22 protein-coding genes are annotated in these 23,234 nt (G+C 71.0%); 14 read left to right on the top strand and 8 right to left on the bottom strand.

Translation table 11 applies throughout. The features are described 5' to 3' along the window. Positions 1-2 precede the first annotated feature (2 nt). Positions 3-1,262: a D-arabinono-1,4-lactone oxidase gene (locus tag ACO0E1_RS00300; RefSeq protein WP_422872328.1), complete on the top strand. Its 1,260-nt coding sequence runs from the start codon at positions 3-5 to the stop codon at positions 1,260-1,262. Between the two features lie 42 nt (positions 1,263-1,304). Here the strand turns inward: ACO0E1_RS00300 and ACO0E1_RS00295 are convergent, their stop codons facing one another. Beyond that, a complete protein-coding gene (locus tag ACO0E1_RS00295) occupies positions 1,305-2,237 on the bottom strand; it encodes a LysR family transcriptional regulator (RefSeq protein WP_422872327.1) in 933 nt (310 codons plus the stop codon). A gap of 150 nt (positions 2,238-2,387) precedes the next feature. Here ACO0E1_RS00295 and ACO0E1_RS00290 point away from each other — a divergent pair, with 150 nt between their 5' ends. The 7 genes from ACO0E1_RS00290 to ACO0E1_RS00260 are packed head-to-tail and all read left to right on the top strand — an operon-like array spanning position 2,388 to position 9,080. Next, positions 2,388-3,218, top strand: a complete 831-nt coding sequence (locus ACO0E1_RS00290) for an ABC transporter substrate-binding protein (protein WP_422872326.1) — start codon at positions 2,388-2,390, stop codon at positions 3,216-3,218. Between the two features lie 9 nt (positions 3,219-3,227). After that, positions 3,228-4,028 (top strand): amino acid ABC transporter permease, encoded by an 801-nt coding sequence (locus ACO0E1_RS00285; protein WP_422872325.1) that lies wholly within the window; start codon positions 3,228-3,230, stop codon positions 4,026-4,028. Then, positions 4,025-4,828 (top strand): amino acid ABC transporter ATP-binding protein, encoded by an 804-nt coding sequence (locus ACO0E1_RS00280; protein WP_422872324.1) that lies wholly within the window; start codon positions 4,025-4,027, stop codon positions 4,826-4,828. Before ACO0E1_RS00285 ends, ACO0E1_RS00280 begins: the two co-directional genes overlap by 4 nt. After that, complete coding sequence (gene solA / locus ACO0E1_RS00275; protein WP_422872323.1) at positions 4,828-5,973, top strand: N-methyl-L-tryptophan oxidase; 1,146 nt, start codon at positions 4,828-4,830, stop codon at positions 5,971-5,973. The genes ACO0E1_RS00280 and solA (ACO0E1_RS00275) overlap by 1 nt, the downstream gene beginning before the upstream one ends. Next, positions 5,970-7,154 carry an N-methyl-L-tryptophan oxidase gene (gene solA, locus ACO0E1_RS00270; RefSeq protein ID WP_422872322.1) on the top strand — a complete coding sequence of 395 codons (1,185 nt, stop codon included), beginning with the start codon at positions 5,970-5,972 and terminating at the stop codon, positions 7,152-7,154. The genes solA (ACO0E1_RS00275) and solA (ACO0E1_RS00270) overlap by 4 nt, the downstream gene beginning before the upstream one ends. Before the next feature lie 25 nt (positions 7,155-7,179). After that, positions 7,180-8,388: an N-methyl-L-tryptophan oxidase gene (gene solA / locus ACO0E1_RS00265; RefSeq protein WP_422872321.1), complete on the top strand. Its 1,209-nt coding sequence runs from the start codon at positions 7,180-7,182 to the stop codon at positions 8,386-8,388. Then, positions 8,385-9,080, top strand: a complete 696-nt coding sequence (locus tag ACO0E1_RS00260; RefSeq protein WP_422872320.1) for an SDR family oxidoreductase — start codon at positions 8,385-8,387, stop codon at positions 9,078-9,080. Before solA (ACO0E1_RS00265) ends, ACO0E1_RS00260 begins: the two co-directional genes overlap by 4 nt. A 93-nt stretch (positions 9,081-9,173) precedes the next feature. Here the strand turns inward: ACO0E1_RS00260 and ACO0E1_RS00255 are convergent, their stop codons facing one another. Continuing rightward, positions 9,174-10,130 (bottom strand): ArsR/SmtB family transcription factor, encoded by a 957-nt coding sequence (locus ACO0E1_RS00255; protein ID WP_422872319.1) that lies wholly within the window; start codon positions 10,128-10,130, stop codon positions 9,174-9,176. 55 nt (positions 10,131-10,185) lie between these two features. Between ACO0E1_RS00255 and ACO0E1_RS00250 the strand changes: the two genes are divergently transcribed. From ACO0E1_RS00250 to ACO0E1_RS00230, 5 genes are all read left to right on the top strand, one after another. After that, positions 10,186-11,466 (top strand): MFS transporter, encoded by a 1,281-nt coding sequence (locus tag ACO0E1_RS00250; protein WP_422872318.1) that lies wholly within the window; start codon positions 10,186-10,188, stop codon positions 11,464-11,466. A 576-nt stretch (positions 11,467-12,042) separates the two neighbouring features. Then, the gene (locus tag ACO0E1_RS00245) at positions 12,043-13,710 is read left to right on the top strand and encodes an ABC transporter substrate-binding protein (protein ID WP_422872317.1); all 1,668 of its coding nucleotides are present in this window, start codon (positions 12,043-12,045) and stop codon (positions 13,708-13,710) included. Further along, positions 13,707-15,497 (top strand): dipeptide ABC transporter ATP-binding protein, encoded by a 1,791-nt coding sequence (locus ACO0E1_RS00240; protein ID WP_422872316.1) that lies wholly within the window; start codon positions 13,707-13,709, stop codon positions 15,495-15,497. Before ACO0E1_RS00245 ends, ACO0E1_RS00240 begins: the two co-directional genes overlap by 4 nt. Next, positions 15,494-16,432, top strand: coding sequence for an ABC transporter permease (locus tag ACO0E1_RS00235; RefSeq protein WP_422872315.1), 939 nt, complete (start codon positions 15,494-15,496; stop codon positions 16,430-16,432). Before ACO0E1_RS00240 ends, ACO0E1_RS00235 begins: the two co-directional genes overlap by 4 nt. Further along, the gene (locus tag ACO0E1_RS00230) at positions 16,429-17,427 is read left to right on the top strand and encodes an ABC transporter permease (protein ID WP_422872314.1); all 999 of its coding nucleotides are present in this window, start codon (positions 16,429-16,431) and stop codon (positions 17,425-17,427) included. The genes ACO0E1_RS00235 and ACO0E1_RS00230 overlap by 4 nt, the downstream gene beginning before the upstream one ends. Positions 17,428-17,556: 129 nt before the next feature. Here ACO0E1_RS00230 and ACO0E1_RS00225 read toward each other — a convergent pair whose 3' ends face one another. The 6 genes from ACO0E1_RS00225 to ACO0E1_RS00200 all read right to left on the bottom strand — a co-directional run bounded on the left by ACO0E1_RS00225 (position 17,557) and on the right by ACO0E1_RS00200 (position 22,142). Then, a complete protein-coding gene (locus tag ACO0E1_RS00225) occupies positions 17,557-18,879 on the bottom strand; it encodes a GNAT family N-acetyltransferase (protein ID WP_422872313.1) in 1,323 nt (440 codons plus the stop codon). A gap of 36 nt (positions 18,880-18,915) precedes the next feature. Beyond that, complete coding sequence (locus ACO0E1_RS00220; protein WP_422872312.1) at positions 18,916-19,443, bottom strand: hypothetical protein; 528 nt, start codon at positions 19,441-19,443, stop codon at positions 18,916-18,918. 11 nt (positions 19,444-19,454) lie between these two features. Then, positions 19,455-20,042 (bottom strand): signal peptidase I, encoded by a 588-nt coding sequence (locus tag ACO0E1_RS00215; RefSeq protein ID WP_422872311.1) that lies wholly within the window; start codon positions 20,040-20,042, stop codon positions 19,455-19,457. Then, entirely contained in the window at positions 20,030-20,923 is an 894-nt protein-coding gene (locus ACO0E1_RS00210) for a hypothetical protein (protein ID WP_422872310.1), read from the bottom strand. Before ACO0E1_RS00210 ends, ACO0E1_RS00215 begins: the two co-directional genes overlap by 13 nt. After that, positions 20,920-21,519, bottom strand: coding sequence for a TasA family protein (locus ACO0E1_RS00205; RefSeq protein WP_422872309.1), 600 nt, complete (start codon positions 21,517-21,519; stop codon positions 20,920-20,922). The genes ACO0E1_RS00210 and ACO0E1_RS00205 overlap by 4 nt, the downstream gene beginning before the upstream one ends. 68 nt (positions 21,520-21,587) lie before the next feature. Next, entirely contained in the window at positions 21,588-22,142 is a 555-nt protein-coding gene (locus tag ACO0E1_RS00200; protein ID WP_281265346.1) for an alternate-type signal peptide domain-containing protein, read from the bottom strand. A 395-nt stretch (positions 22,143-22,537) separates the two neighbouring features. Between ACO0E1_RS00200 and pnuC the strand changes: the two genes are divergently transcribed. Further along, positions 22,538-23,203: a nicotinamide riboside transporter PnuC gene (pnuC, locus tag ACO0E1_RS00195; RefSeq protein ID WP_402729385.1), complete on the top strand. Its 666-nt coding sequence runs from the start codon at positions 22,538-22,540 to the stop codon at positions 23,201-23,203. Positions 23,204-23,234: the final 31 nt, after the last annotated feature.

Below are 23,234 nucleotides of genomic sequence, written 5' to 3'. Positions count from 1 at the left end.
ACGTGATCGCGACGGAGCGGACCAACTGGGCGGGCAACGTCACCTACGGGGCATCGGCGCTGCTGCGGCCCACCTCGGTGGCGTCGCTGCAGGAGCTCGTCGCGTCGACCCCAGGACTGACGGCGCTGGGGTCCACGCACTCGTTCAACACCATCGCGGACACCGACGCCGTCCAGGTCACGCTGTCCGACCTGCCGCCCGTGCTCGACATCGACACGGAGCGGCGGGTCGTCCGCGTCGCCGCCGGCATGACGCACGCTCAGGTGGCGTCCGGCCTGGAGGCTCGTGGCTGGGCCCTCGCGAACCTCGCGTCCCTGCCGCACATCTCCACGGCCGGGGCCGTCGCCACCGGCACGCACGGCTCCGGTGTGCGGAACCCCTCGCTGGCGCAGGCGGTGGTCGGGCTGGACGTGGTCCGTGCGTCCGGCGACGTGGTCCACGTGTCAGGGGACTCGCCCGACGGCGACCTCGACGCGCACCGGGTCGCGCTCGGGGCACTCGGGATCGTGACCGCCGTCGAGCTCGCGATCGAGCCGACGTTCGAGGTGGCCACGACCGTGCACCTCGACCTGCCGTGGGATGCCGTCGAGTCACAGTTCGACGCGGTGATGTCGGACGCGTACTCGGTGTCGATGTTCACGTCGTTCGACGATCGTGGCGCGCGACAGGTCTGGACGAAGCGCCGCGTCGACGAGCCGGCACCGACGATCGACCTCGTCGCACTCGGTGCCAGGGCCGCGACCGGCCCCGTGCACCCCGGGGAGAACGACCCGGCCGGCGTCACCGAGCAGGGCGGCGTCCCCGGCCCGTGGTCCGAGCGACTGCCGCACTTCCGGTCGTCGTTCACCCCGTCCACCGGTGCCGAGATCCAGGCGGAGTACCTGCTGCCCGCCGCAGCGGCGGTCCCCGCGCTCCGGGCGCTGCGTCCGCTCGCCGACCTGTTCGCGCCGATCCTCATCGCCGCCGAGATCAGGACGGTCGCGCCCGACACCGCGTGGCTCGCACCCTCGTCCGAGCGGCAGTCGGTCGGCGTGCACTTCACGTTCCGCCGGGACGTCGGGGCCGTCGCCGCCGCGGTCGAGCGGATCGAGGACGTCCTCGCCCCGTTCGACCCGCGCCCGCACTGGGGGAAGGTCTCGGCCGCGACGCCGGAGCGCCTGCACGGGGCGTACCCCCACCTGGCGCGGTTCGCCGCGCTCGCCCGCGAACTCGACCCGGCGGGCCGGTTCCGCAACCCGTTCCTGGAGCGCGTGCTGGCCTGACGGAGCCGAGCCGGGCCTCCCGTCCGGTCGTGTGCAGGCGGACTACGGCACCAGCGGCGGTCGGTTGCCGCGCGCGACCTCGCGCGCTGCGAGCGTCCGCATCTCGTCGTGGACCAGTTCCAGGAGCAGGTCCGCCGCGACGAGTCCGTCGTGCTGCCGGCGGAGCACCGAGAGCGGCGTGGTGGCGTGCTCGTCCGTCACCGGGACGTAGCTGACCCCGTCGAAGGCGTGCAGCGTCGACACGTACGGCATGAGCGACACCCCGAGGCCGCACGCGATCGAGGAGAGCATCGCGACGTCGTCGAGCGAATACGTCCGGATCTGCGGTGAGAACCCGGCCCGCACGCAGGCGCTGACGATGGCGTCGTAGCCCGGGATCCCCTCGTCGCGGTGGAAGAGCACGAACGGGTCGTCCCGGAGCTCCGCGAGGGCGATGCGATCGCGGGTGGCGAGCGGGTGCGTCGAGGGCACGGCGGCGACGAGTGGCTCGTGCGCGACGAACGAGAAGTCGACACCCTCCGGTGCCTCGGAGAGTCGTCCGAACGCGAAGTCCACGCGGTGCTCGAGGACGGCACGGGTCACGTGGGTGTCGAACACGCTCATCAGCGAGACGCGGACGTCGGGCACGGCCGCGCGGAGTCGCGGCACGACGCGGGGGACCAGTCCGGCGAACGTCGACGAGATCGAGGAGACCTTGAGCGGCACGGTCGCCGTCGGTTCGTCCACGACCGACGCCTCGACCTGCTCGGCGTGGTCGAGCAGTGCCTTCGCCTGGGCGGCGAGGACGCGACCCTGCGGCGTGAGCTCCGGTGCCCGCCGCTGTCCGCGCTCGAAGAGCGACACCCCGAGTTCCCGCTCGAACCGTGAGACCGACTGGCTGAGCGCCGACTGGCTCATGCCGAGCCGGGCGGCGGCGTCCTTGAAGGAGAGGTCCTCGGCGACCGCCGTGAACGCTCGGAGATCGCGCAGTTCCATGTCCTGATCGTCGCACGGTACTTCCACGGACTTGCGATACGACGCCGTAAAGGTCGTGTTACTAAATTATTTCCGAACGTTTTTCGAACGCTTGCATCGCTTACGGTGATTTTGCCCGCACCACCCATCCTCCCCAGCACAGGAGTCACCATGCGACGCACCCACTCCAAGGCCGCCGCGGTCGCCGTCATCGCGGCCCTCGCCGTCGGGCTCACGGCCTGCTCCACGACCTCCTCCGCCTCGACGTCCACCTCGTCGAAGGACTACGGCACCCTGACCGCCGGCACGCTGAAGATCGGCACGCTGAGCGACGCCAAGCCCTACGCCTACACCGAGAACGGGAAGCTCACGGGCTTCGAGGTCGACATGGCCACCGCGATCGCGAAGCACATGGACCTCAAACCGGTGTTCGTGCAGCAGGAGTTCTCGACGCTGCTGCCGGCCGTCGCCGCGGGGTCGCTCGACGTCGCCGCCGCGAGCACGTCGGTCACCCCCGAGCGCAAGAAGTCGGTCGACTTCTCGAACACCTACTTCATCGGGTACATCTCGATCATCACGCCCTCCGGGTCGACGATCACCAAGAAGGCGTCGTCGCTCAAGGGCAAGCGCCTCGGCCTGATGCAGGGCACGCTCGAGGACCAGTACGCCCAGGACCACTTCCCCGGCGTCCAGATCGTCCGGTACCCGGACAACAACGCCGCGAAGGCCGCGATGCAGGCCGGCAGCATCGACGCGGTCTTCCTCGACTACCCGATCGCCCAGGACTTCGTCGACCAGGACACCAGCATCGAGATGCCGATCAACATCGAGCTCCCGGAGTACCCCGTCGCGATGAGCATGCACAAGGACAAGCCCGCGCTGAAGAAGGGCATCAACAAGGCGATCAAGGAGATCATCGCCTCGGGCGAGTGGCTGGAGATCGAGAAGAAGTACTACCCGGACGCTCCGGTGCCGGACCAGTTCCAGCCGACCGACAAGTAGGCCGCGACCATGGACCAGCTCCAGACGCTCCTGCAGTCGTTCTTCAACGTCCCGGACATGCTCGTCGTCCTGCCCGACATCCTCGGGTACGGCCTCTGGAACACCCTGCTGCTCGCCGCCGCGGCGACCGTCGTCGGCATCGTCATCGGGCTCGGTCTCGCCGCGCTCGCCGTCTCCCGCAGCCGGACCCTCCGGGTGCTGGCGGGCATCTACACGGACGTGTTCCGGGGCCTGCCGGCGATCCTCACGATCCTGGTGCTCGGGCAGGGGCTCGCGCCGCTGTTCAACCCGATCACCAAGGGCAACCCGTACCCGCTCGGCATCCTCGCCCTCGGCCTGATCGCCGGCGCCTACATCGGGGAGATCTTCCGGTCCGGCATCCAGTCGATCGACAAGGGCCAGCTCGAAGCGGCCAGGGCGCTCGGCATGGGCTACGGCCCCGCCATGCGGTTGATCGTCATCCCGCAGGGCATCAGGCGGGTGCTGCCGGCGCTCGTGAACCAGTTCATCGCGATCGTCAAGGACTCGTCGCTGGTGTACTTCCTCGGCCTGGTGACCTCGCAGCGTGAACTCTTCCGGGTCGGTCAGGACGCCGCCGTGACCTACGCGAACCTCTCGCCGCTCGTGACCGCCGGGATCTTCTACCTGCTCATCACGGTGCCGCTCACCCACCTGGTGAACGTCATCGACCGCCGGCTCCGCACCGGTCGCGCCGCGGTCGACGCCGGTGACGCCGGCGGCCCCGGCCAGTCGACGGCCGCACCAGCAACCGCCCCTGCCGGGGCCGTCACGATCGGACAGGACGGATGACCATGACCACGCCCACTGACGGCACCACCACGCCGGGCGTCGACACCGGGGTGACCGACCTCGTCGGCGACATCCGCGGCGCCGGACTCGAACTCCGCGGGATCACGAAGCGGTTCGGCGCCAACGAGGTGCTGCACGGCGTCGACCTCGCCGTCCGGCCAGGGCACACCGTCTGCATCATCGGGCCGTCGGGCTCCGGCAAGTCCACGCTGCTGCGCTGTGTCAACCGACTCGAGGAACCCACCGCCGGCACGATCCTGCTCGACGGCGACGACATGACCACGGGGGACCCGGATCGTCTCCGGAGCCGCGTCGGCATGGTGTTCCAGCACTTCAACCTGTTCCCGCACAAGACCGTCCTGGACAACATCGTGCTGCCGCTCCGGAAGGTGCGCGGACTCGGCGTCGAGGAAGCCAGGGACCGGGCGGTGCGCTCGCTGGCGGACGTGGGACTCGCCCACAAGCGGGACTTCCGCCCGTCGAGCCTGTCCGGCGGGCAGCAGCAGCGCGTCGCGATCGCCAGGGCGCTGGCGATGCGACCCGAGGTGATGCTCTTCGACGAAGCCACGAGCGCCCTCGACCCCGAGCTCGTCAAGGAGGTCCTCGACCTGATGACGGGCCTCGCGAAGGCCGGCATGACGATGCTCGTCGTCACGCACGAGATGGGGTTCGCGCGCCGGGCAGCCGACCACGTCGTCTTCATGGACCAGGGGCGGATCGTCGAACAGGGCGAGGCCGCGACGATGTTCGAACACCCCGAGTCCGAGCGGCTCGCCGGGTTCCTTTCGAAGGTCCTCTGATGCCGGGTGGACCCCGCGTCGCCGTCGTCGGGACGGGCACCATGGGCGCGATGACGCTCTGGCAGCTCGCCCGGCGCGGGGTCGACGCCGTCGGCTTCGACCGCTGGGCACCTGGGCACGCCTTCGGCGCGGCCGGCGGCGAGACCCGGCTCTTCCGCAGCGCGTACGCGGAGGGGCCGGAGTACGTCCCGCTCCTCGCCGAGTCGCTCGTCGAGTGGCGCGCGCTCGAAGCGGAGACCGGTCTCGACCTGCTCACCCTCACGCGCGGCCTGATGATCGGCCGGCCCGAGTCCGCCTTCATGCGCGGCGTGGTCGCCTCCGTCACCGAGAACGACCTGCCGCACGAAGTGCTGACCGGTCTGGAGGCTCGTGGCCGGTTCCCCGAGACCGTCATGGACGACGACGAGATCGCCGTCCTCGACGAGCGGTCCGGCGTGATCCGAGCGGAGGTGTCCGTCTCCGCCGCGGCGCGCGCCGCGACCGACCGCGGGGCCGCGGTCGGCGTCGGGGACGCGGTCGTGGCCGTGGAGCCGGGGCCCACCGAGGTGACCGTCGTGACGGAAGGCGGGGCGCGCCTCCCGTTCGACCGTGTGGTGGTGGCCGCCGGAGCCTGGTCGAACCGGATCCGCGGCATCGAGCTGCCCCGTCTCGACGTCCAGTCGATCGCCGTGCACTGGTACCCGGTCCGCCACCCCGACCGGTTCGCGGCCGAGCGGTTCCCGTTCGTGTGCCGTGACGCCGGCGTCGACTTCTGCATCTGGCCGACCACCGACGGGGCGACCGTCAAGGTCGGGCTCGCGGCAGGGCTCGACCACCTCGGGAACGCCGACGACCTCGACCAACGCATGCCGGACGAGCTGGTCCCCGTCGTCGACGAGTACGTCCGTCGCTACGTGCCCGACGCCGTCCCCGCAGCGGTCCGGCACGCCGTCCAGGTCGACGCCTGGACCGCCGACCACGACTTCATCGTGGACACCGCAGGCGACGACCGCATCGTCGTGCTGGCCGGGTTCTCCGGGCACGGCTTCAAGATGTCGCCGGTGATCGGCCGCGCCGCCGCCGACCTCGCGCTCACCGGGGAGACCGCGCTGCCGGTCGGCCGGTTCCGCGCGGACCGCTTCGCACGGAACCCGACGCTCCGATGACCCGGTTCGACGCGGAGGTCGGCGTCGTCGGCGTCGGCACCATGGGCGCGCAGACCATGTGGCAGCTCGCACGACGCGGAGTCTCCGCGATCGGCTTCGAGCAGTTCGCACCGGGACACGACCGGTCCGGGGCCGGCGGCGAGTCCCGGTTGTTCCGGACCGCCTACCTCGAGGGCAGTCACTACGTGCCGCTCCTGCGCCGGTCCCGTGCCGAGTGGGAACGACTCGGTGCCGACACCGGCGTGCGACTGTTGCACATGACCGGCGGGCTGATGATCGGGACGGACGGCTCCACGTTCCTGGAGTCGGTCGGCCGCTCGATCGCCGAGCACGGCATCGACCATGAGTTCCTCGACACGGACGCCCTCCGGAGCCGGTACCCGCAGCACGCGGTCCGTGCCGGGGACGTCGCGTACCTCGACCACGAGTCGGGGTACCTCCGGCCGGAGGTCGCCGTCGCGCTCGCCGCATCCGAGGCCGAGCGGCTCGGCGGAGTCGTCCACCGACGGGCCCGCGTGACGGAGATCCGGATGACCGACGCCGCGGTCGAGGTGCACACCGACGAACGGGAGTTCCGCTTCCCGCGTCTCGTCGTCTCGGCCGGCGTCTGGACGTCCCAGCTCCTGCCGGGGATCACGCCGCTGCATGAGGTCATCCGGATCGTGATGACCTGGTTCCCGACGGCGACGCCGGAGCGGTTCACGGAGGACGTGTTCCCGATCTTCGTCCGCCAGTCCGACGGCTTCGACATCTCCGGCTGGCCGTCCATCGACGGCGCCACCGTCAAGATCGGCCTGAACAACGGGTGGGACCGGGTCGCGGATCCCGACCTCCTCGACCGCACACCCCCCGATGCACTGTTCGACGAGGTCCGGGACGCGATCCGGACCCTCGTCCCCGGGGTCGTCCCCGAGGTGGTCCGTGCCGGCGTGTACATGGACGGCTACACGGCCGACCACGACGCGTTCGTCGGACCGCTCGGATGGGACGACCGCGTGACCGTCCTCGGTGGGTTCTCCGGGCACGGCTTCAAGCTCGCCCCCGCGATGGGCATCGTCGCTGCCGACCTCGCGACGACGGGGGCCACCGAGCTGCCGGCCACCTTCCTCGACCCCTCCCGCTTCTCCGTCAACGTCACCGCGGCCGACCGCCTGCGATTCGGCCGCCGCGTCAGTCGCTGATCCAGCACCCCTCGAAAGGAACCCCATGGAGACCATCACCACCGACGTCGTCGTCGTCGGACTCGGCGCGTTCGGATCAGCGGCCCTGTGGCGTCTCGCCGCACGTGGCGTGGACGTGGTCGGCATCGACCGGTACGGACTCGGACACCACATGGGCTCCTCGCACGGCGCCACCCGGCTGTTCCGCATCGCCTGCCAGGAGCACCCCGGCCTGACCCCGATCGCGCAGAAGTCCCTCGAGCTCTGGACCGCCCTCGGCGAGACCACCGGCGAGACCTACGTCCGGCAGACCGGCTGCCTGTCGACCGGCTCGCCCTCGTCGCGTCCGGTGTCCGGCGTCACGGCCGCCGCAGCACGCGCCGGCCTCGACGTCACGCACCTCGACCACGACGAACTGCTCCGCGACTTCCCGCAGTACGGCGGCACCGCCGAGGACACCGTCGGCGTGCTCGACCCCGGTGCGGGCATCTGCTACCCGGAGAAGAACGTCCGTGCGCAGGGCGAAGCGGCGATCGCGCTCGGTGCCCGGGTGTTCACCGACACCCGCGTCACCGCGGTCGAGCTCGTCGACGGCGGCGTCCGGGTCACGACCCCGACCGTCGTGATCGAGGCGGCCCAGGCCGTCGTCGCGGCCGGGGCCTGGAACGGCAAGCTCGTCCCGGGGCTGCCGCTCCGTCCGCGGCGCACCCCGCTGTACTGGTTCGCGCCGAAGTCCGACGCCTCGGTGTCGTTCTCGCTCGACGCGTTCCCGGCCTTCATCCACGAGCTGCCCGACGGCCGACACCTCTGGGGGCACGGCTCGGACGAGGACTACCTGGTGAAGATCGGCATGGAGGACTCCGGCGCGAACTTCGCCGACACCGACGCCGACACCGTCGATCGGTACATCCACCCGCGCGACGACATCGAACAGCTGTCGTCGTGGGTCGCCGACGCCTTCCCGGAGCTCGACCCGGTGCCGGTCAAGGCCATCCCGTGCATGGTGACGAACTCGCCGGACGGGCAGTTCCTGGTCGGACGGCCGAACGGGGACCAGCGCCTCGTCATCGCGGGCGGTGACCACGGGCACGGCTTCAAGCACGCCGCCGGTGTGGGGGAGCTCCTCGCGCAGATCGCCGTGGGCGAGACGCCCTACACGGAGATCGACTTCCTCGACCCGGACCGCTTCGCGAACGGGGCGACGGTCGACGCCGGCACGGTGCACGCCGGTTCCGTCGCCGCGGTCGGGGCGTGACGCGTCCGGTCGCGCTCGTCACGGGCGCGTCGCGGGGCATCGGCCTCGCGATCGCCCGCGACCTGGCGCGCACGCACACCGTGATCGTCGGCGCGCGGTCGGCGGGAGCGCTCGCCGCACTCGTCGACGAGCTGCCGGACGTCGTCCCGTTCGTCTGCGACGTGGGCGACGCCGACTCGGTGGGCGCCGCGGTCACAACGCTCGGGGTCGACCGGCTCGACGTCCTCGTGCACTCGGCAGGCATCGCCGACGAACGACGGTTCGACACGTTCACGCGCGACGACTGGCGTCGGTCCTTCGAGGTGAACGTGTTCGGGGTCGCCGACCTGACCTCGCGACTCCTGCCGGCGCTCCGTGCGGCCCGCGGCACGGTCGTGTTCCTCAACTCGGGGTCCGGCATGTTCTCCTACCCCGACGGCGCCGTGTACTCGGGGACGAAGTTCGCGCTCCGCACGATGGCCGACTGCCTCCGAGAGGAGGAACGGTCGCACGGCGTGCGGGTCGTGTCCGTGCACCCCGGTTTCGTCGACACCGACATGGCGCGGACGATCCGACGCGAGTCGGGGCGTGAGGGATCCGACGAGTCGTACGTGCAGCCGTCGACGATCGCCGCCGGGGTGCGGGTCGCGGTCGACGCACCGCACGAGGCGCAGTTCGAGACGATCTCGATCCGTCCGACCATCAGCGCATGACCGGGCGCGGTCGTCCTCGGGCTCGTCGCGTCGGGGTGCTCCGCGGTCCGCGCCGTGCAGGTGGTCGGCTGAGCCGGTGATCGTCGGGCGTGCCTACGTCACCCGGGTGAGCGCGTGCCCGAGGTCGCTCCGGTAGTAGAGGACGGCGCGGCCGTAGCGCGTGCGGTTGAGCAGACCACTGCGCTCGAGCACGCGGAGGTGCTGGTTGACCGCCGACGTCGAGACCCCGAACCGCAGCGCGAGGTCCGTCGAGGATGCGGGCTCCCCGAGCTCCTGCAGCAACGCGGCCCTGGTCACCCCGAGCAGGTCGCGGACGGCCCCCTGGTCGGGGTGCGACGTCGTCGACCACATCGCTCCCTGCCCCCGCGCCGGGTACATGATCGTCGGGGGCAGGTCGTCGTCGATCGGCGTGGACGCCCGGACGACGAAGATCGACGGGACGAGCGTCACGCCCTCGCCCGACACCGGGCGGTCACGGGCGATCGGGCTCGAGAGCCGGACGTCGAGGTTCCTCCCGTCGAACCGCACCGAGTCGGACAGGCCGCGGAGGACGGTGCCGATCCCCTCGTGCGCCGCGATCCGACCGCGGTGCGTGATGTCGGACTGCATCACCGCGCGCATCCGGAGCCAGTACGGCGCGAAGCAGAGTCGCCAGGCGTCGGACAGGGCGTGCTGCAGGCGTTCGACGACGGCATCGTGCCGCCCGGTGAAGACCGCCGGGACGGTCCCGTGCACACGCTCGAGATCCGCGTGCAAGCGCGCCCGGGAGATCCGCCCGAGCACGGCGAGTTCGTCGTCGAACGACGTCAGGGGCGATTCCGGGCGCGGGTTCACGAAGTCGGCGACCCACCGCCGTTCGTCGACGAGTCCGAGCAGGACCTCGTCGTCGAGCAGCGGTCGCACGGCGGCGATCCCGTCGAGCCACGGGCGCTGCAGCGGGTAGCGCTCCGGTGCCCGGAAGGCCCGCAGTCCGAGTCCGAGTTCGGACAGCGGCGAGATCCCGAACCGGACCGTCGACACGTCGCTCGCCTCGAGCTGGTAGCGGATCATGAAGCACCAAGCTACATCGATTTGTCCGCGTCACGCTCTCCGGCAGAACGGAGGGGTGAGCAGCAGCACGGCAGTCCCAGAGGTCCCGATCCGCACGATGATCCGGCGGGACGACACCCTCCGACGACTCGTCGTCGTGACCGTCGTCGACATGGTCGGGCGCGGGGCCTTCTTCACGCTCACCGCGCTGTACCTCACGACCATCGTCGGCATCCCCGCGGTGACGGTCGGCCTCGCGCTCACCGTCGCGGGAGCGGTCGGCGTCGTCAGCTCGCTCGGGTTCGGGCACCTCGCCGACCGCTGGAGCTCGCGGCGGATGCTCGTCTGGTTGCACCTCGTCCAGGGCCTCGCGCTCGTCGGGTACGTCCTCGTCCAGGACCTGCCGACCCTCGTGGTCACCGCCTCGATCGTCACCCTCGCGCAGCAGGGCGGTTCCTCGGTCCGGTCCGCCGCGATCGGGCGGGCCTTCGTCGGCGGCGATCGCGTCCGGGTCAGGGCGACGCTCCGCACCGTCACGAACGTCGGCATCGCCGCCGGGACGGCACTCGCGGCCATCCCGCTCGCGATCGGGACGGGGACGGCCTACCGCGTCGCGATGATCGCCGCCGGTGTGCTCTTCGTGACCTCGGCGTTCCTGCTGCTCGGGCTCCCTGGCCGTCGGGTCGACGCCGCGCCGGCCGAGCGGACCGAGACGGGGTCGATCGTCCGACCCGTCAGCGTCGGCCGGTCGCCGTACCGTGACGTCCGCTTCCTCGGCGTGACCGCGCTGACCGGGGTGTTCGGCATCCAGTTCGGGCTGTTCGAGGTCGCCGTCCCGCTCTGGGTCGTCGGCCACACCATCGCGCCGGACGTGCTCGTCTCGCCGCTGCTCCTCGTCAACACCGCGGTCGTCGTCGCGCTGCAGGTGCGGATGAGTCGGGGAACCGGCACGATCGCCGGTGCCGGGCGGGCGATGGCGCACGCCGGGTGGTTGATGGCGGTGGCGTGCGGACTGTGGGCCGCGGCGGGCTGGATCAGGGGCGACGACTGGCTGCCGGTGGCGATCGCCGGCGCCGTGCTCGTCGTCGCGGCGCTCGTGCACTCGCTGGCGGAGATCACGTCGAGTGCGGCGGGGTGGAGCCTGAGCTTCGAGATGGCTCCGGCTGACCGTGTCGGTGCCTACCAGGGCGTGTACGGCACCGGGTACGCGGTGGGTGCGATGATCGCTCCCGCTGTCGTGACCCTGACGGCGATCGACCTCGGCGCCATCGGGTGGGCGGTGCTCGCGGCGATGTTCCTCGGGTCGGCGCTCTGGACGGCGGCGATCGCCCGTCGGGCGGCTCGCACCGCTGCCTGATCGACGAGGAGTGGCCGCGCCGCTGGCTGCGGCGCGGCCACCCGTGTCACTGGCCCCTGCGGGAGACGTCGTACAGGAACCGGGCGAGGGTCACGAGCAAGCTCGCGATCCCCAACCACGGCACCTGACGCCTGGGCCGGCGCTCGTCGTCGTGCGACATCGAGGACCTCCTGGTGTCGTCGCCGGCGGACACGAGGAGCAGTGGGCCAGGGGTGTGGAGCCGACCGGGGTCGGCTACACTTGCACCCGAGCGAAGAACTCGGGGGAAGTGTTGTTTCCCCTGGCTTTCCACTCGGAGAGCGAATCGAAGCCCGGGCCTGTTGCTGCAGTCCCGGGCTTCGCGCATTCGCCCTGGGCCCGCGATCCGGCGATGTCGCGGTCCCGCGATCCAGCCTACCGAAACTGGAGTATCAGCCCGAGTGCCGTGGATCGGGAATGCCCGGCCGTACCAGACGACTTGGATTGTTTCGTCGTGCGTCGTCGCCGTGTGCCCGGTGTCCCCGCCCGGTGCCAGGATGGACGCCGCCACAGCACGGCAGTACCGCAGCAGCAACCCCCACGAGGAGCACCACCGTCATGAGACGCCCGAAGCGCCTGACCATCACCGCGGCCGTGGCCGCAGCCGCAGCCCTGGTCCTCACCGGCTGCTCGGGCGGGGGTGCATCGGACGACGCGTCGGCCGGTACCAGCAAGGGCGGCACGCTGAACATCCTCACGACGGCGACCGCGGTGCACCTCGACCCCGCGACGAGCCAGAACCTCAACATCACGACGCTCGGCCTGGTGCTCCGTCGCCTGACCGCATGGGACGTCGAGCCCGGCAAGACCGCCAAGGTGGTCCCGGACCTCGCGACGAACACAGGCGACTCCAGCGACGGCGGCAAGACCTGGACGTACCACCTCAAGAAGGGGCTGGAGTTCCAGGACGGGACGCCGATCACCACGAAGGACATCAAGTGGGGGATCGAGCGTTCGTTCGCGCCGACGCTCACCGGTGGGCTGAGCTACCACAAGTCGCTGCTGGTGGGCGGGGCCGACTACAAGGGGCCGTTCGACGGCAAGAGCCTCGACAGCATCGAGACCCCGGACGACTCCACGATCGTGTTCAAGCTCAACGCGGCGTACGGCGACTGGCCGTGGCTCGTGTCGATGCCCGCGTTCGCCCCGGTCCCCGAGGGCGACGGCACCGACACCGGTGCGTACGACGCCAAGCCGGTCGCGTCGGGCCCGTACCAGGTCGAGTCGAACGAGCAGGGCTCGCAGATCACGCTGGTCCGGAACAAGTCCTGGAGCGCGAAGACCGACGACGTCCGCACGGCGGGTCCGTCGAAGGTCGTGTTCAAGGAGAGCCAGGACCCGTCGACGGTCACCCAGACGCTCATCGCCGACAACGGAGACGCGAAGGACTCCTTCGGCGCCACGTACCTCGGAGCGGCCGAGCTGAACCAGGTCCGGTCGAACCCGGCTGCGCAGGACCGCCTCGCGACGTCGAAGGCCGGCCCGATCAACTACATGGCGATCAACACGCAGAAGGACTCCCTCAAGGACCTCCAGGTGCGCAAGGCGCTGCAGTACGCGGTGGACAAGAAGTCGTACCGGATCGCAGCGGGTGGCGCGCTCGCCGGCACCTATGCGTCGACCCTCATCACCCCTGGCATCGCCGGGCGTCAGGACTACGACCTGTACAAGCCAGGTCCGACGGGTGACGTCGCCAAGGCGAAGAAGCTCCTCGCCGACGCCGGTGTGAAGGACCTGAAACTGACGCTCGTGACGCAGAACGACTCGTCGAACCTCGCCGAGGCACAGGCGCTGCAGGCGGGTCTCAAGCGCGCCGGCATCACGGTGACGCTGAAGCCGCTCGACATCGACTCGTTCTACACGGCGACGACCGACGGCAGCGACTTCGACCTCGCGCTGTTCAGCTGGCAGCCCGACTTCCCGAGCGCGAACGCCAACATCCAGCCGCTCTTCGCGTCGTCGGAGATCGGCGACGGCGGCTACAACGTGTCGAAGTACAGCAACCCCGAGGTCGACGCCCTCATCGAGAAGGCCACGGGCACGATCGACCAGAAGGCCGCGCAGAAGCTCTGGGCCGAGGCGGACCGGAAGATCATGGCCGACGCCCCGATCGTCCCCTTGACCTATGCGAAGCAGTCGTTCCTCGCCGGGTCGAACGTGCAGAACTTCCAGATCGCGGACTTCCCGGCGTACCCGAACTACCTCAAGGTCTCGCTCGGCAAGTGACCGATCCGATCCTGCAGGTCGAGGGGCTCCACGTCGCGTTCGGCGACGCGGAGCCCGTCGTCCGTGACGTCTCCTTCGACCTGACGCCCGGTCGGGTGCTCGCCCTCGTGGGGGAGTCCGGTTCGGGCAAGTCCGTCAGCGCCATGAGCGTGCTCGGCCTCCTGCCGCCGCAGGCACGCGTGTCCGGCAGCATCCGCTTCCGCGGTGCCGAGCTCGTCGGCGCATCCGTCGACGACCTCCGTGCGGTCCGCGGTGCCGGCATCGGCGTGGTGTTCCAGGAGCCGATGAACTCCTTCACCCCGGTCCTGTCGATCGGCACGCAGATCGCCGAGGCCGTCAGGGCGCACCCGCGTGGGCTCGATCGCGCCGCGGTGTCGGAACGCATCGACGAGCTGCTCCGGTCCGCCGGGCTCGCCGACCCGGAGCGCATCCGGAAGGCGTACCCGCACGAACTCTCCGGCGGGCAGCTGCAGCGCGCGATGATCGCGATGGCGCTCGCCGGTGACCCGGTGGCACTCATCGCGGACGAACCGACGACGGCGCTCGACGTCACGGTGCAGGCGGGCATCCTCGACCTGCTCCGCACGCTCTGCCGCGAGCGCGACCTGGCCGTGCTGCTCATCACCCACGACATGGGCGTGGTCGCTGACGTCGCCGACGAGGTCCTCGTGATGCGCCGCGGCGAGCCCGTCGAGCACGGCGCGGTCGACGCGCTGTTCCGCGCGCCACAGGCCGCGTACACGCGCGCCCTCTTGGCAGCCGTCCCCAGCCTGGGCCCCCTCGAGCCGGTTCCGGCGCGCCGCGGAGCCTGCGGAGCGGCGGGACGGCCGAGCTCGCGGGGAGAGGCTCGTCCCGCGCCCGCCCCGGCGCCCGCGTCTCGGGCTGAGCGACAATTCGCGGAGCCAGACACGCGTGATGTGTCGCCCAGTCCGAAACGTGGCACCGACGCGGCGGAGCCGAGCCGAGCCTCCCGTCCGGTGGTCGCGCGGATGCGCGACGTCGCGGTCCGGTACGACCGCCGGGGTGCGCCGACCGTCTCCGGGATCGATCTCGAACTGCGTGCGGGCGGGACGCTGGGCCTCGTCGGGGAGTCCGGTTCCGGCAAGTCGACCATCGGGCGTGCGCTCGCCGGTCTGGTGCCCGTCGTCGCCGGCGCCGTCGAGGTGGACGGCAGCGACCTCCGCACGGCACGTGGCCGGCGGCTGCGCGAGATCCGGAGCCACGTCGGGATCGTCTTCCAGGACCCGGCGTCGTCGCTCAACCCGCGGCAGACCATCGGGTGGAGCATCGCCGAGCCGCTGCTCGTGCACGGCGTCTCCGCGTCGGACCGGACGAGCCGCGTCCATGACCTCCTCGTCGCGGTGCAGCTCGACCCGTCGTGGGCGGAACGCTTCCCGCACGAACTCTCCGGGGGACAGCGGCAGCGAGTCGCCGTCGCCCGTGCCCTCGCACTGCGTCCGGCGCTCGTGATCGCCGACGAACCGACCTCGGCGCTCGACGTGACCGTGCAGGCCGCCGTGCTCGAGCTGCTCTCGTCGCTGCAGGAGGAGTTCGGGTTCGGGATGCTGCTCGTCAGCCACGACCTCGCGGTGGTGCGGCAGCTCGCCGACGAGGTCGTCGTGCTCCACGACGGCCGCATCGTCGAACGCGGCGACACGTCGACCGTGCTGGACGACCCGCAGGAGGACTACACCCGCATGCTGCTCGCTGCCGCGCCCGTGGCCGACCCCGCACGCCAGGCCACCCGCCGTGATGCGTGGCGTGCGCTGACCGGAGGTGTCGCGTGACCGCGAACGTCGTCGACCGGCCGGTCGCCACGTCCGGCGCCCGTTCGACCGGGTTCCGTGCGGTGGTCCGTCGTGTCCGCCGGGACCGTTGGGCCGTTGCATCGGCGATCGTCATCGTGGTGTTCCTCCTCGTCGCCGTGTTCGCTCCGGTGATCGCCGCGATCAGCGGGCAGGACCCCTACTCGTACAACATCAACGCGCTCAACTCGTTCGGTGCGCCCCGTGGTGCGCTCGGCGGTGTGAGCGGCGCGCACTGGTTCGGCGTCGAGCCGTTGACCGGGCGGGACCTCTTCGCGATCGTGACGTACGGTGCGCGGACCTCGCTCGGGATCGGGCTCGCGGCGACGGCCATGTCGCTCGTCATCGGGGTGCTCGTCGGTGTCACGACCGGGTTCTTCGGCGGTTGGTACGACCGGGTGCTGTCGCGTGTCGTCGACGTCATGTTCGGGTTCCCGTCCCTGGTCTTCATGATCGCCCTCACCGCGATCGTGCCGACCTCGTTCCCGAAGCCCGTGCTGGTCGTGCTCGTCATCGGGTTCTTCGGCTGGCCGTCGGTCGCCCGCGTGATCCGCGGGCAGACGATGTCGCTCCGCACCCGCAACTACGTCGTCGCGTCGACCGCGCTCGGGGCCGGCCGCTGGCACGTGATCCGGACGCAGCTCCTGCCGAACCTCGCCGCGACGATCACCGTCTACGCGACGATCTCGATCCCCTCGATGATCGGTGCGGAGGCCGCGCTGTCCTTCCTCGCCGTCGGGGTCACCCCGCCGACGCCGTCGTGGGGGCGCAGCATCGGCGACGCGATCGGGTGGGTGCAGACCGACCCGATGTACCTCGTCTTCCCCGGTGCCGCACTGTTCCTCATCACCCTGGCGTTCAACGTCCTCGGCGACGCGCTGCGTGACGCCCTCGACCCGCGGGGAGGCACGCGATGACCACCCTCCGCTTCGTCCTCTTCCGGGTGCTCGGCGCCGTCGTGGTGCTGCTCGTCGTCGCCGCGGTGACCTACGCGCTGTTCATGCTGCTGCCGACGAACCCGGCGCGCGCGATCTGCGACAAGCCCTGCACGCCCGACCGTCTGCGGGAGGTGCAGGCGTTCCTCGGGACCGACAAGCCGTGGATCGCGCAGTTCCTGGCGTACCTCGGCGGGATCTTCACCGGGCGCACGTTCGGCACCGGTGCCTCGGTGATCCACTGCGCCGCGCCCTGCTTCGGGTACTCGTTCCAGCTCCACGACAGCGTGACGTCGCTCATCCTGACGCGCCTGCCCGTCACCGCGTCGATCGCCGTCGGTGCCGCGGTGCTGTGGCTCGTCGCCGGGGTCGCCGGGGGAGCGGTCTCGGCGCTCCGCCGCGGATCCGCGTTCGATCGCACGGTCATGGGCATCGCCGTCGCGGGAGTGTCCGCACCGTCGTACCTGGTGGGGCTGCTGGCGATCCTGCTGTTCGGGTTCGTCCTCGGGGTCCTGCCGACGAGTGGCTACGTGGCGTTCACCGACGATCCCGTGGGGTGGTTCACACACCTGGTGTTGCCGTGGTGCGTGCTCGCGTTCATCAGCGCGGCGATCTACGCCAGGCTCACGCGGGGCGAGATGCTCGAGTCGATGTCGCAGGACTTCGTCCGGACTGCCCGCGCGAAGGGCATCCGCGAGCGCCAGGTCGTCGTGCGGCACGGACTCCGGACTGCGATCCTGCCCGTGGTGACCCTGTTCGGGCTCGACCTCGGTTCGCTCCTCGGTGGTGCGGTCATCACCGAGAAGGTGTTCTCGATGCAGGGGCTCGGTGCGCTGCTCATCGACGCGGTGCACGCGCTCGACCTGCAGGTGGTCGTCGGCTTCACGCTCTTCTCGGCGTTCCTCGTGGTGACGGCGAACGTCATCGTCGACGTGGTCTACGCGTTCGTGGACCCGCGGGTGCGGCGCCGGGCGTAGGCGCGCCGCGGGCGCCCGCCGGCGCGCGCCCGCCCGCCCCGATCGAGGGAACAGAAAACGTCGGGTGGCTGGGGCCGACGCGACGTTTTCTGTTCCCTCGATCGCAGGCGCGCGGCCGCGGCGCGCGCGTCAGAAGTACGTGATGCCGTGGGGCGTGCGTGGCGGTAGGAGCATCGCACGGAGCAGCACCGGTACGCCCGGGTCCGACGCACGCAGGAGCCCCGCGGCAGCGAGCGTCACCGGGTTCACCGACCCGATGAGCAGCGCCCCGAGGTCGGCCACGTCGAGCGCGACGTCGACGTCGACGTCGGACTCAGCGGTGGCGGAGCGGCGCGTCACGGTCCCGACCCCGCCGGACACGTCGAGCCGGTACGTCCCGGTCGCGAACCCGAGCGAGTCGGTGACCGCGAGCGTGACCGAGCCGTCGGCAGCGTACGGCCGGGACGTCAGCGATTCGGCGACGTCGAGGACACGGAGCCAGACGTGGTCTTCCTCGTGGTCGACGTCGTACGCCCGGTTGTCCCCGAGGGCCGCGACGATCGGGTCGTCGAGCCGCGACCGGTTGTACTTCACGACGTCGTTGAGGTCGATCGAGAGCAGGAACTCCCAGAGCGACAGGTACGCCTCGTCGGTCGCGTACACCAGGTCGACGATCTCGACCGCGGTGTCCTTGCCGGATTCCTTCACACGCCAGGTGACGTACCCGTCGACGTCGTCGGAGTCGTCCGCCCGGTGCACGGCCGCGCGGACGTCCTTGGCCTTCTCGCCGTCCCCGGTCCGCTCGCCGAAGACGACCGGCCAGGTCCCGGTGTTGCGCACCATCGAGCCGGGCGTCCGAGCGTCGAAGCGCGCGAAGACGTCCTGACCGACACCGTCCGCGAGCCACGAGAGCGGGACGACGGACACGGTCCCCGTGGTCGGCACGAGGAACGGGAGCGCCCGGTTCCGTCGGACGCTGACGGCGCGCTCACGGATGGCACAGCCGAAGCCGAAGCGCCGGTAGATCGTCCCCTCCGAGGCGGTGAGCGACGCCATCGCGTAGCCCTCCTCGACCCCGCGGCGGAGGGCGTGGGTCATCATCGCGCGGAGGATCCCGCGTCGGCGCTCGGTGGGCCGCACGGTCACCGCGGAGATCGCCTGCGTGTCGACGGTGCTGCCGTCGCCCCACGACAGGGCCTTCCGGAACCACGTGAACGTGCCGGCCGGCCAGGTCTCGTCCACGGATCCGGGGAAGGGCTTCCGGACGTACACGCCGAGGAAGGTCTCCTCGTCGGCGATGAAGTGCGATGCCATGCGCGCGGCGGTCTCCGGCGACGGGTCCGCCTCGTGGAAGCCCATGCCCACGGACCGCATCCAGTCCGCGGTGCGCTCGTCGGGCGCACCGGAGTCGTCGATGGCAGGGGTGAACTCCCGCAGGTCGAAGCGGGCGTCGAATTCGTCGTTGATCGGCACGAGCCGACCCTATCGGTGCCCGGTGACCGCCAGCGGTCAGTCCGTCGCACCTGCTGGCGGATCGACGAGCAGCCCGACCCGGTCGGCGAGGTACTCGGCGAGCGGCACGGCCGTGTCGGCTGTCGGCGACCAGCGGACGAGGGGCTCGTCGTCCTGCACGAACAACGCGCCGCCGGCACCGACCAGGTGCTCGTCGAGCGGGATCGGCGCCGCGCCGTGGTTGACGGTGTCGCCTGCGTGGAAGTGCCCACGCACGGCAGCGGCCCGGTACGCCCGGCGGACCTCGGCGGACACCGACTGGAACTGGGACCGGCCGGGCTCGGTGACGCGGGTGATCGTCCCGGTCGCCCACACCCGGCCGCCGGTCTCGAGCGACGACCCGATGAGCAGCGCCCCCACCCGCCACACCCGGCCGAGCGGGCGCATCGTCGGTTCACGGCGGATCCCGAGCACCGCTTTCGGCTCGACGTACTCGCCGAGCGCCTCGTCCGGCACGTCCGCGTCGCGGAGGCGGCGTGCGGCCTCGTCGAGCAGTTCGCGCGCGCGCATCACTCCGTCCGTCACGTCACCCGAGCCTAGACGTGGCGCCCGCGACCTCCGCGCGATCGGCGGCGGCGGGCCGAGGACGTCACCCCGATGGTGATCATGACCGCGCTGTAGGCCAGCAGGATCCCCGCGACGACGGGGATCAGCCAGCCGCGGGACCCGTTGACCAGCTGGTTGACGTACCCGACCTCGGGGATGCTGTACCAGACGACACCGCGGACCTGGGCGGCCGTCACCGGAGAGGAGTCCGGCTCGGCGTTGTTGTCGCCCTTGAGCACGAACGTGCGGGCACCGGCGGAGGACGACTCGACGGCGACCACGCGGTGGCTGATCACGGCCGGCTGCCCGGAGACGATCTGGTAGGTGACGACGTCGCCGATCCGGATGTCCTCGAGCGGGGTGGGCCGGACGACGAGCAGCGTGCCGGGCGGCAGCGTCGGTTCCATCGACTGGGTCAGGACCGTGAGCGGGGTCGAGCCCGTCGCCTTCGGGATGACGATGAGGACGACGGCGAGTCCCGCCACGACGACGAGCATCCCGGTGCTGAGGCCGAGCGCGACGGCGTGCAGGACCGCTCGCCATCCGGTGCGCTCCCGGTCCGTGCTCAGGCGCCGCATCGGATCGCCGGCCCGTCGTTCTGTGTGAAGAGCGTCACGGAGCCGCTCCCGGCCACGGTGCTCGTCGGCTTGCCCGCGCTGTCGAGCACCTTGACGACGACGGTCTGCGTGCCGCTCGTGGCGACGCTCGACGGGATGTCCGACGGCGCGACCGTGATGAACCCGGAGTAGTCCTGCGCCTTCTGCCCGACCTGGGTGTCCTTCACGAAGGCCGCGTAGGTGGTGTCCGTCGGACGCGACGACGACGGCCAGCGGACGTCGACGTAGTTCCCGCTGTGGTCCGTGCAGGTGAGGGCGGGGGAGGCCGTCGACGCCGCGGACGTGTTCATGTAGAAGCCGCCCTGGACCGGGGTGGAGGCCCACGTCCCCGCGACGACCGTCAGCGCGATGTTCACGTTCGTCGTGGTCGATGCGGGTGCGGACGACGTCGGCGTGCTCCGGACGCACCACACGGCTGCGGCGCCGGCGGCGAGGTCCGAGGTCATGCTCGGCAGGGACGCCCACGTGCCGCTCACCGATCCCGTGCCGACCGCGGTGGATGCGGTGCACGCCGTCGTCGACACGACCGGCCACGCGACGACGGAGATCGCCTGCGCCAGCGCGGTGGAGCTCCCGGCGACGACGGACACCGTCGTGGAGGTCGTCCCGGCGATCGATCCCGAGTTCGTGAGCGTGACCGGCTTCGTCACCGAGGTGACCGTCGACGAGAACGTCGTGGTCATGTCGCTCGTCCCGCTGATCGACGCGGACATCTTGCCGATCGTCGTGCTCGACGACGTGGTCCCGCTGGTGGTCCAGAGCGCCCAGGCCGCGGTCGACCCGCCGGCGACGAACACGACGGCGAGCAGCGCGGTGAGCACCACGCGGAACCGGCGGCTCACGGTGCCACCTGCGTTCCCGTGACGGTGAGCGTGAAGTCCGTCACCGCTCCGGCGACGGACTGCGGTGCATCGGAGCCGAGGCCGACCTGGATGCAGGCGGTGCCGGTCGCTCCGACGGGCAGGGTGTAGTAGCCGCTCCCGGTGTCGAAGGTGGCGATCGGGCCGCTCGCGCCGGACAGTCCGGCGCGGCAGTCGGCTGCGGTGTTCACCGAGGCCAGCCGGAGCGTCTGCGCGCCGAGGACCGTGGCGTCGGACGCGCTCGCGTACGACACCTTGGTGGCGGTCGTCGCGACGCGGATCGAGAGCGGCACCGATCCGGTGTTCTTCACGGTGAACGTCCCCGTCGTGCTGCGACCAGGCGCGAGCACCGTGGTGTTCATCGGGCTGAGCGGACCGACCGTGACGGTGGCCGTGCCGGACTTGACGCTCGATGCGTTCGTGCTCGCCGAGGCGTTCCAGAGGGCGTAGGTGCCGCCGGTGCCGAGCAGCGTCGTCACCACGGCGACCGCCAGGACGAGGGCGGCGAGCCATGCCCAGGCGTGGAAGCGCAGGCGAGCGCGCGGGGCACGGTGGCGTCCCGTCGGTGCGTTCGTCATGCGCGTCTCCCCGCTGGTCGTGGAGGGAGCGGCGTGGTCGGCGGATCAGGGGCCGACCACGCCGCGGATCAGGAGCCGATCGCGGTCTGCGTCAGCGTGAAGGCGAGCGCACCGACGTTCACGGTGCCGTTCTGGCCGGTCGTCGCCGAGGACGGCAGCTCGATCGTGAAGACGACCTTGACGGGCGACGTGGTGCTCGACGGCGACACCACGAAGGTGTTCGCGTTCGAGGTGGACTGCACGACCGACGCGCTCGTCGAGGTCACGGCGAGGGTCTTCGTGGTCGCAGCGACCAGGGCCGAGTCGCCCGTGATGCTCTGGCTCGCGTAGGTCAGGTTGGCCTTGAGGTCCTGGCCGGTCGCGCCGATGTTCAGCGTCTGCGTGAACTGGTACTTGTTGCCGGGGACCATGAGGACGTTCGCGGGGTTGATGGTCGTCGAGCGACCGTTGGTGATGTCGGTCCAGACGCCGTCGTTCGCCGCGCTGAGCGTGAGCGTGCCCGAGCTGACAGCGCTGGCGGCGGTGGAGGCGCTGGCGTTCCAGAGGGCGAAGGTGCCCGCTCCGCCGAGGAGGAGCGCGACGCCGGCGGCGCCGGCGATGGCGCCGGTGACGATCTTGTGCATGAGGAGTCCGTTTCTGCGCACGCAGGGGCGCGGAAGGCCACCGGCACGCGGGTTCGGGTAGGCGCGCCGGCAGGACGGTGTCGTCGGCCCCGGGGATCGGGGGCCGCGGCTGACCGGTGCCGAGAGCGGATCGCCGGGCTCCGGGGTCGTGAGCGACTGCTGACGACCCGGGCGGGCAGGATTCGTTCCGGTATCGAAACTACCGGTCCCCCAAAGTGCCGACAAGAGGGAACATGCGTCCGAATGAACCCAGTACAGGGGGCATTTTCGTCCCCGACAGTGCGGACAGCGCCTGTACCCCGATCGTGACGACGCAGCGTCAACGGATCGACACCGGCGCGACGGAATGCGCGCGCCCCCAATACGGTTGCACGGACCGGAAACGAGGAGGGCCCATGGGCATCGTGCGCTGGCTGTTCGACGCGCAGATCGTCATCGGCGACCAGACCGTGCTCTGGCGCGAGGTGATCGGCAACGTCTTCGGGCTGCTCAGCGCCCTCGGAGGCATGCGCCGCAAGGTGTGGGCGTGGCCCGTCGGCATCGTCGGCAACGTGCTGCTCTTCACGGTCTTCATGGGTGCGCTCTTCGACACCCCGAACCCGGTCAACCTGCTCGGCCAGGCCGGACGCCAGGTGATGTTCATCATCGTCAGCGTCTACGGCTGGTACCGCTGGACCCATCGCCCCGCCGAGTCGACGACCGTCATCGACCCGAAGTGGGCGTCGTGGCGGACCCGTGGGCTGCTCGTCGTCGGCATGGTCGGCGGGACGCTCGTGCTGACGCCGGTGTTCCGCGCGCTGGGGTCGTACGAGCCGGTGTGGAGCGACGCCTGGATCTTCGTCGGGTCCCTGCTCGCGACCTACGGCATGGCGAAGGGGTGGGTCGAGTTCTGGCTCATCTGGGTCGCCGTGGACCTGGTCGGCGTGCCGCTGCTGTTCTCCGCCGGGTACTACGCGTCCGGGCTGATGTACGTCTTCTACGGCGTCTTCACCCTGACCGGCTTCTTCGTCTGGATGCGCCAGCGCACGAAGCCACCGGCCGCTCCCGTCACCGTCGGCTGAGCACCACCGAGGACCCGACGGCATGCTGGGG

Origin of the sequence: Curtobacterium guangdongense (genome assembly GCF_049341845.1) — a bacterium.
Lineage (GTDB): Bacteria > Actinomycetota > Actinomycetes > Actinomycetales > Microbacteriaceae > Curtobacterium > Curtobacterium guangdongense.
This window is presented reverse-complemented; position numbering and strand designations above follow the sequence as displayed.

Bases quoted from the DNA above. Each gene is read 5' to 3' on its own strand.
- ACO0E1_RS00295 (WP_422872327.1), bottom strand. From the start codon at position 2,237: ATGGAACTGCGCGATCTCCGAGCGTTCACGGCGGTCGCCGAGGACCTC.
- ACO0E1_RS00290 (WP_422872326.1), top strand. From the start codon at position 2,388: ATGCGACGCACCCACTCCAAGGCCGCCGCGGTCGCCGTCATCGCGGCC.
- ACO0E1_RS00230 (WP_422872314.1), top strand. From the start codon at position 16,429: ATGACCACCCTCCGCTTCGTCCTCTTCCGGGTGCTCGGCGCCGTCGTG.
- ACO0E1_RS00215 (WP_422872311.1), bottom strand. From the start codon at position 20,042: ATGCGGCGCCTGAGCACGGACCGGGAGCGCACCGGATGGCGAGCGGTC.
- ACO0E1_RS00255 (WP_422872319.1), bottom strand. From the start codon at position 10,130: ATGATCCGCTACCAGCTCGAGGCGAGCGACGTGTCGACGGTCCGGTTC.
- ACO0E1_RS00280 (WP_422872324.1), top strand. From the start codon at position 4,025: ATGACCATGACCACGCCCACTGACGGCACCACCACGCCGGGCGTCGAC.
- solA (WP_422872322.1), top strand. From the start codon at position 5,970: ATGACCCGGTTCGACGCGGAGGTCGGCGTCGTCGGCGTCGGCACCATG.
- ACO0E1_RS00285 (WP_422872325.1), top strand. From the start codon at position 3,228: ATGGACCAGCTCCAGACGCTCCTGCAGTCGTTCTTCAACGTCCCGGAC.
- pnuC (WP_402729385.1), top strand. From the start codon at position 22,538: ATGGGCATCGTGCGCTGGCTGTTCGACGCGCAGATCGTCATCGGCGAC.
- solA (WP_422872323.1), top strand. From the start codon at position 4,828: ATGCCGGGTGGACCCCGCGTCGCCGTCGTCGGGACGGGCACCATGGGC.
- ACO0E1_RS00245 (WP_422872317.1), top strand. From the start codon at position 12,043: ATGAGACGCCCGAAGCGCCTGACCATCACCGCGGCCGTGGCCGCAGCC.
- ACO0E1_RS00200 (WP_281265346.1), bottom strand. From the start codon at position 22,142: ATGCACAAGATCGTCACCGGCGCCATCGCCGGCGCCGCCGGCGTCGCG.
- ACO0E1_RS00205 (WP_422872309.1), bottom strand. From the start codon at position 21,519: ATGACGAACGCACCGACGGGACGCCACCGTGCCCCGCGCGCTCGCCTG.
- solA (WP_422872321.1), top strand. From the start codon at position 7,180: ATGGAGACCATCACCACCGACGTCGTCGTCGTCGGACTCGGCGCGTTC.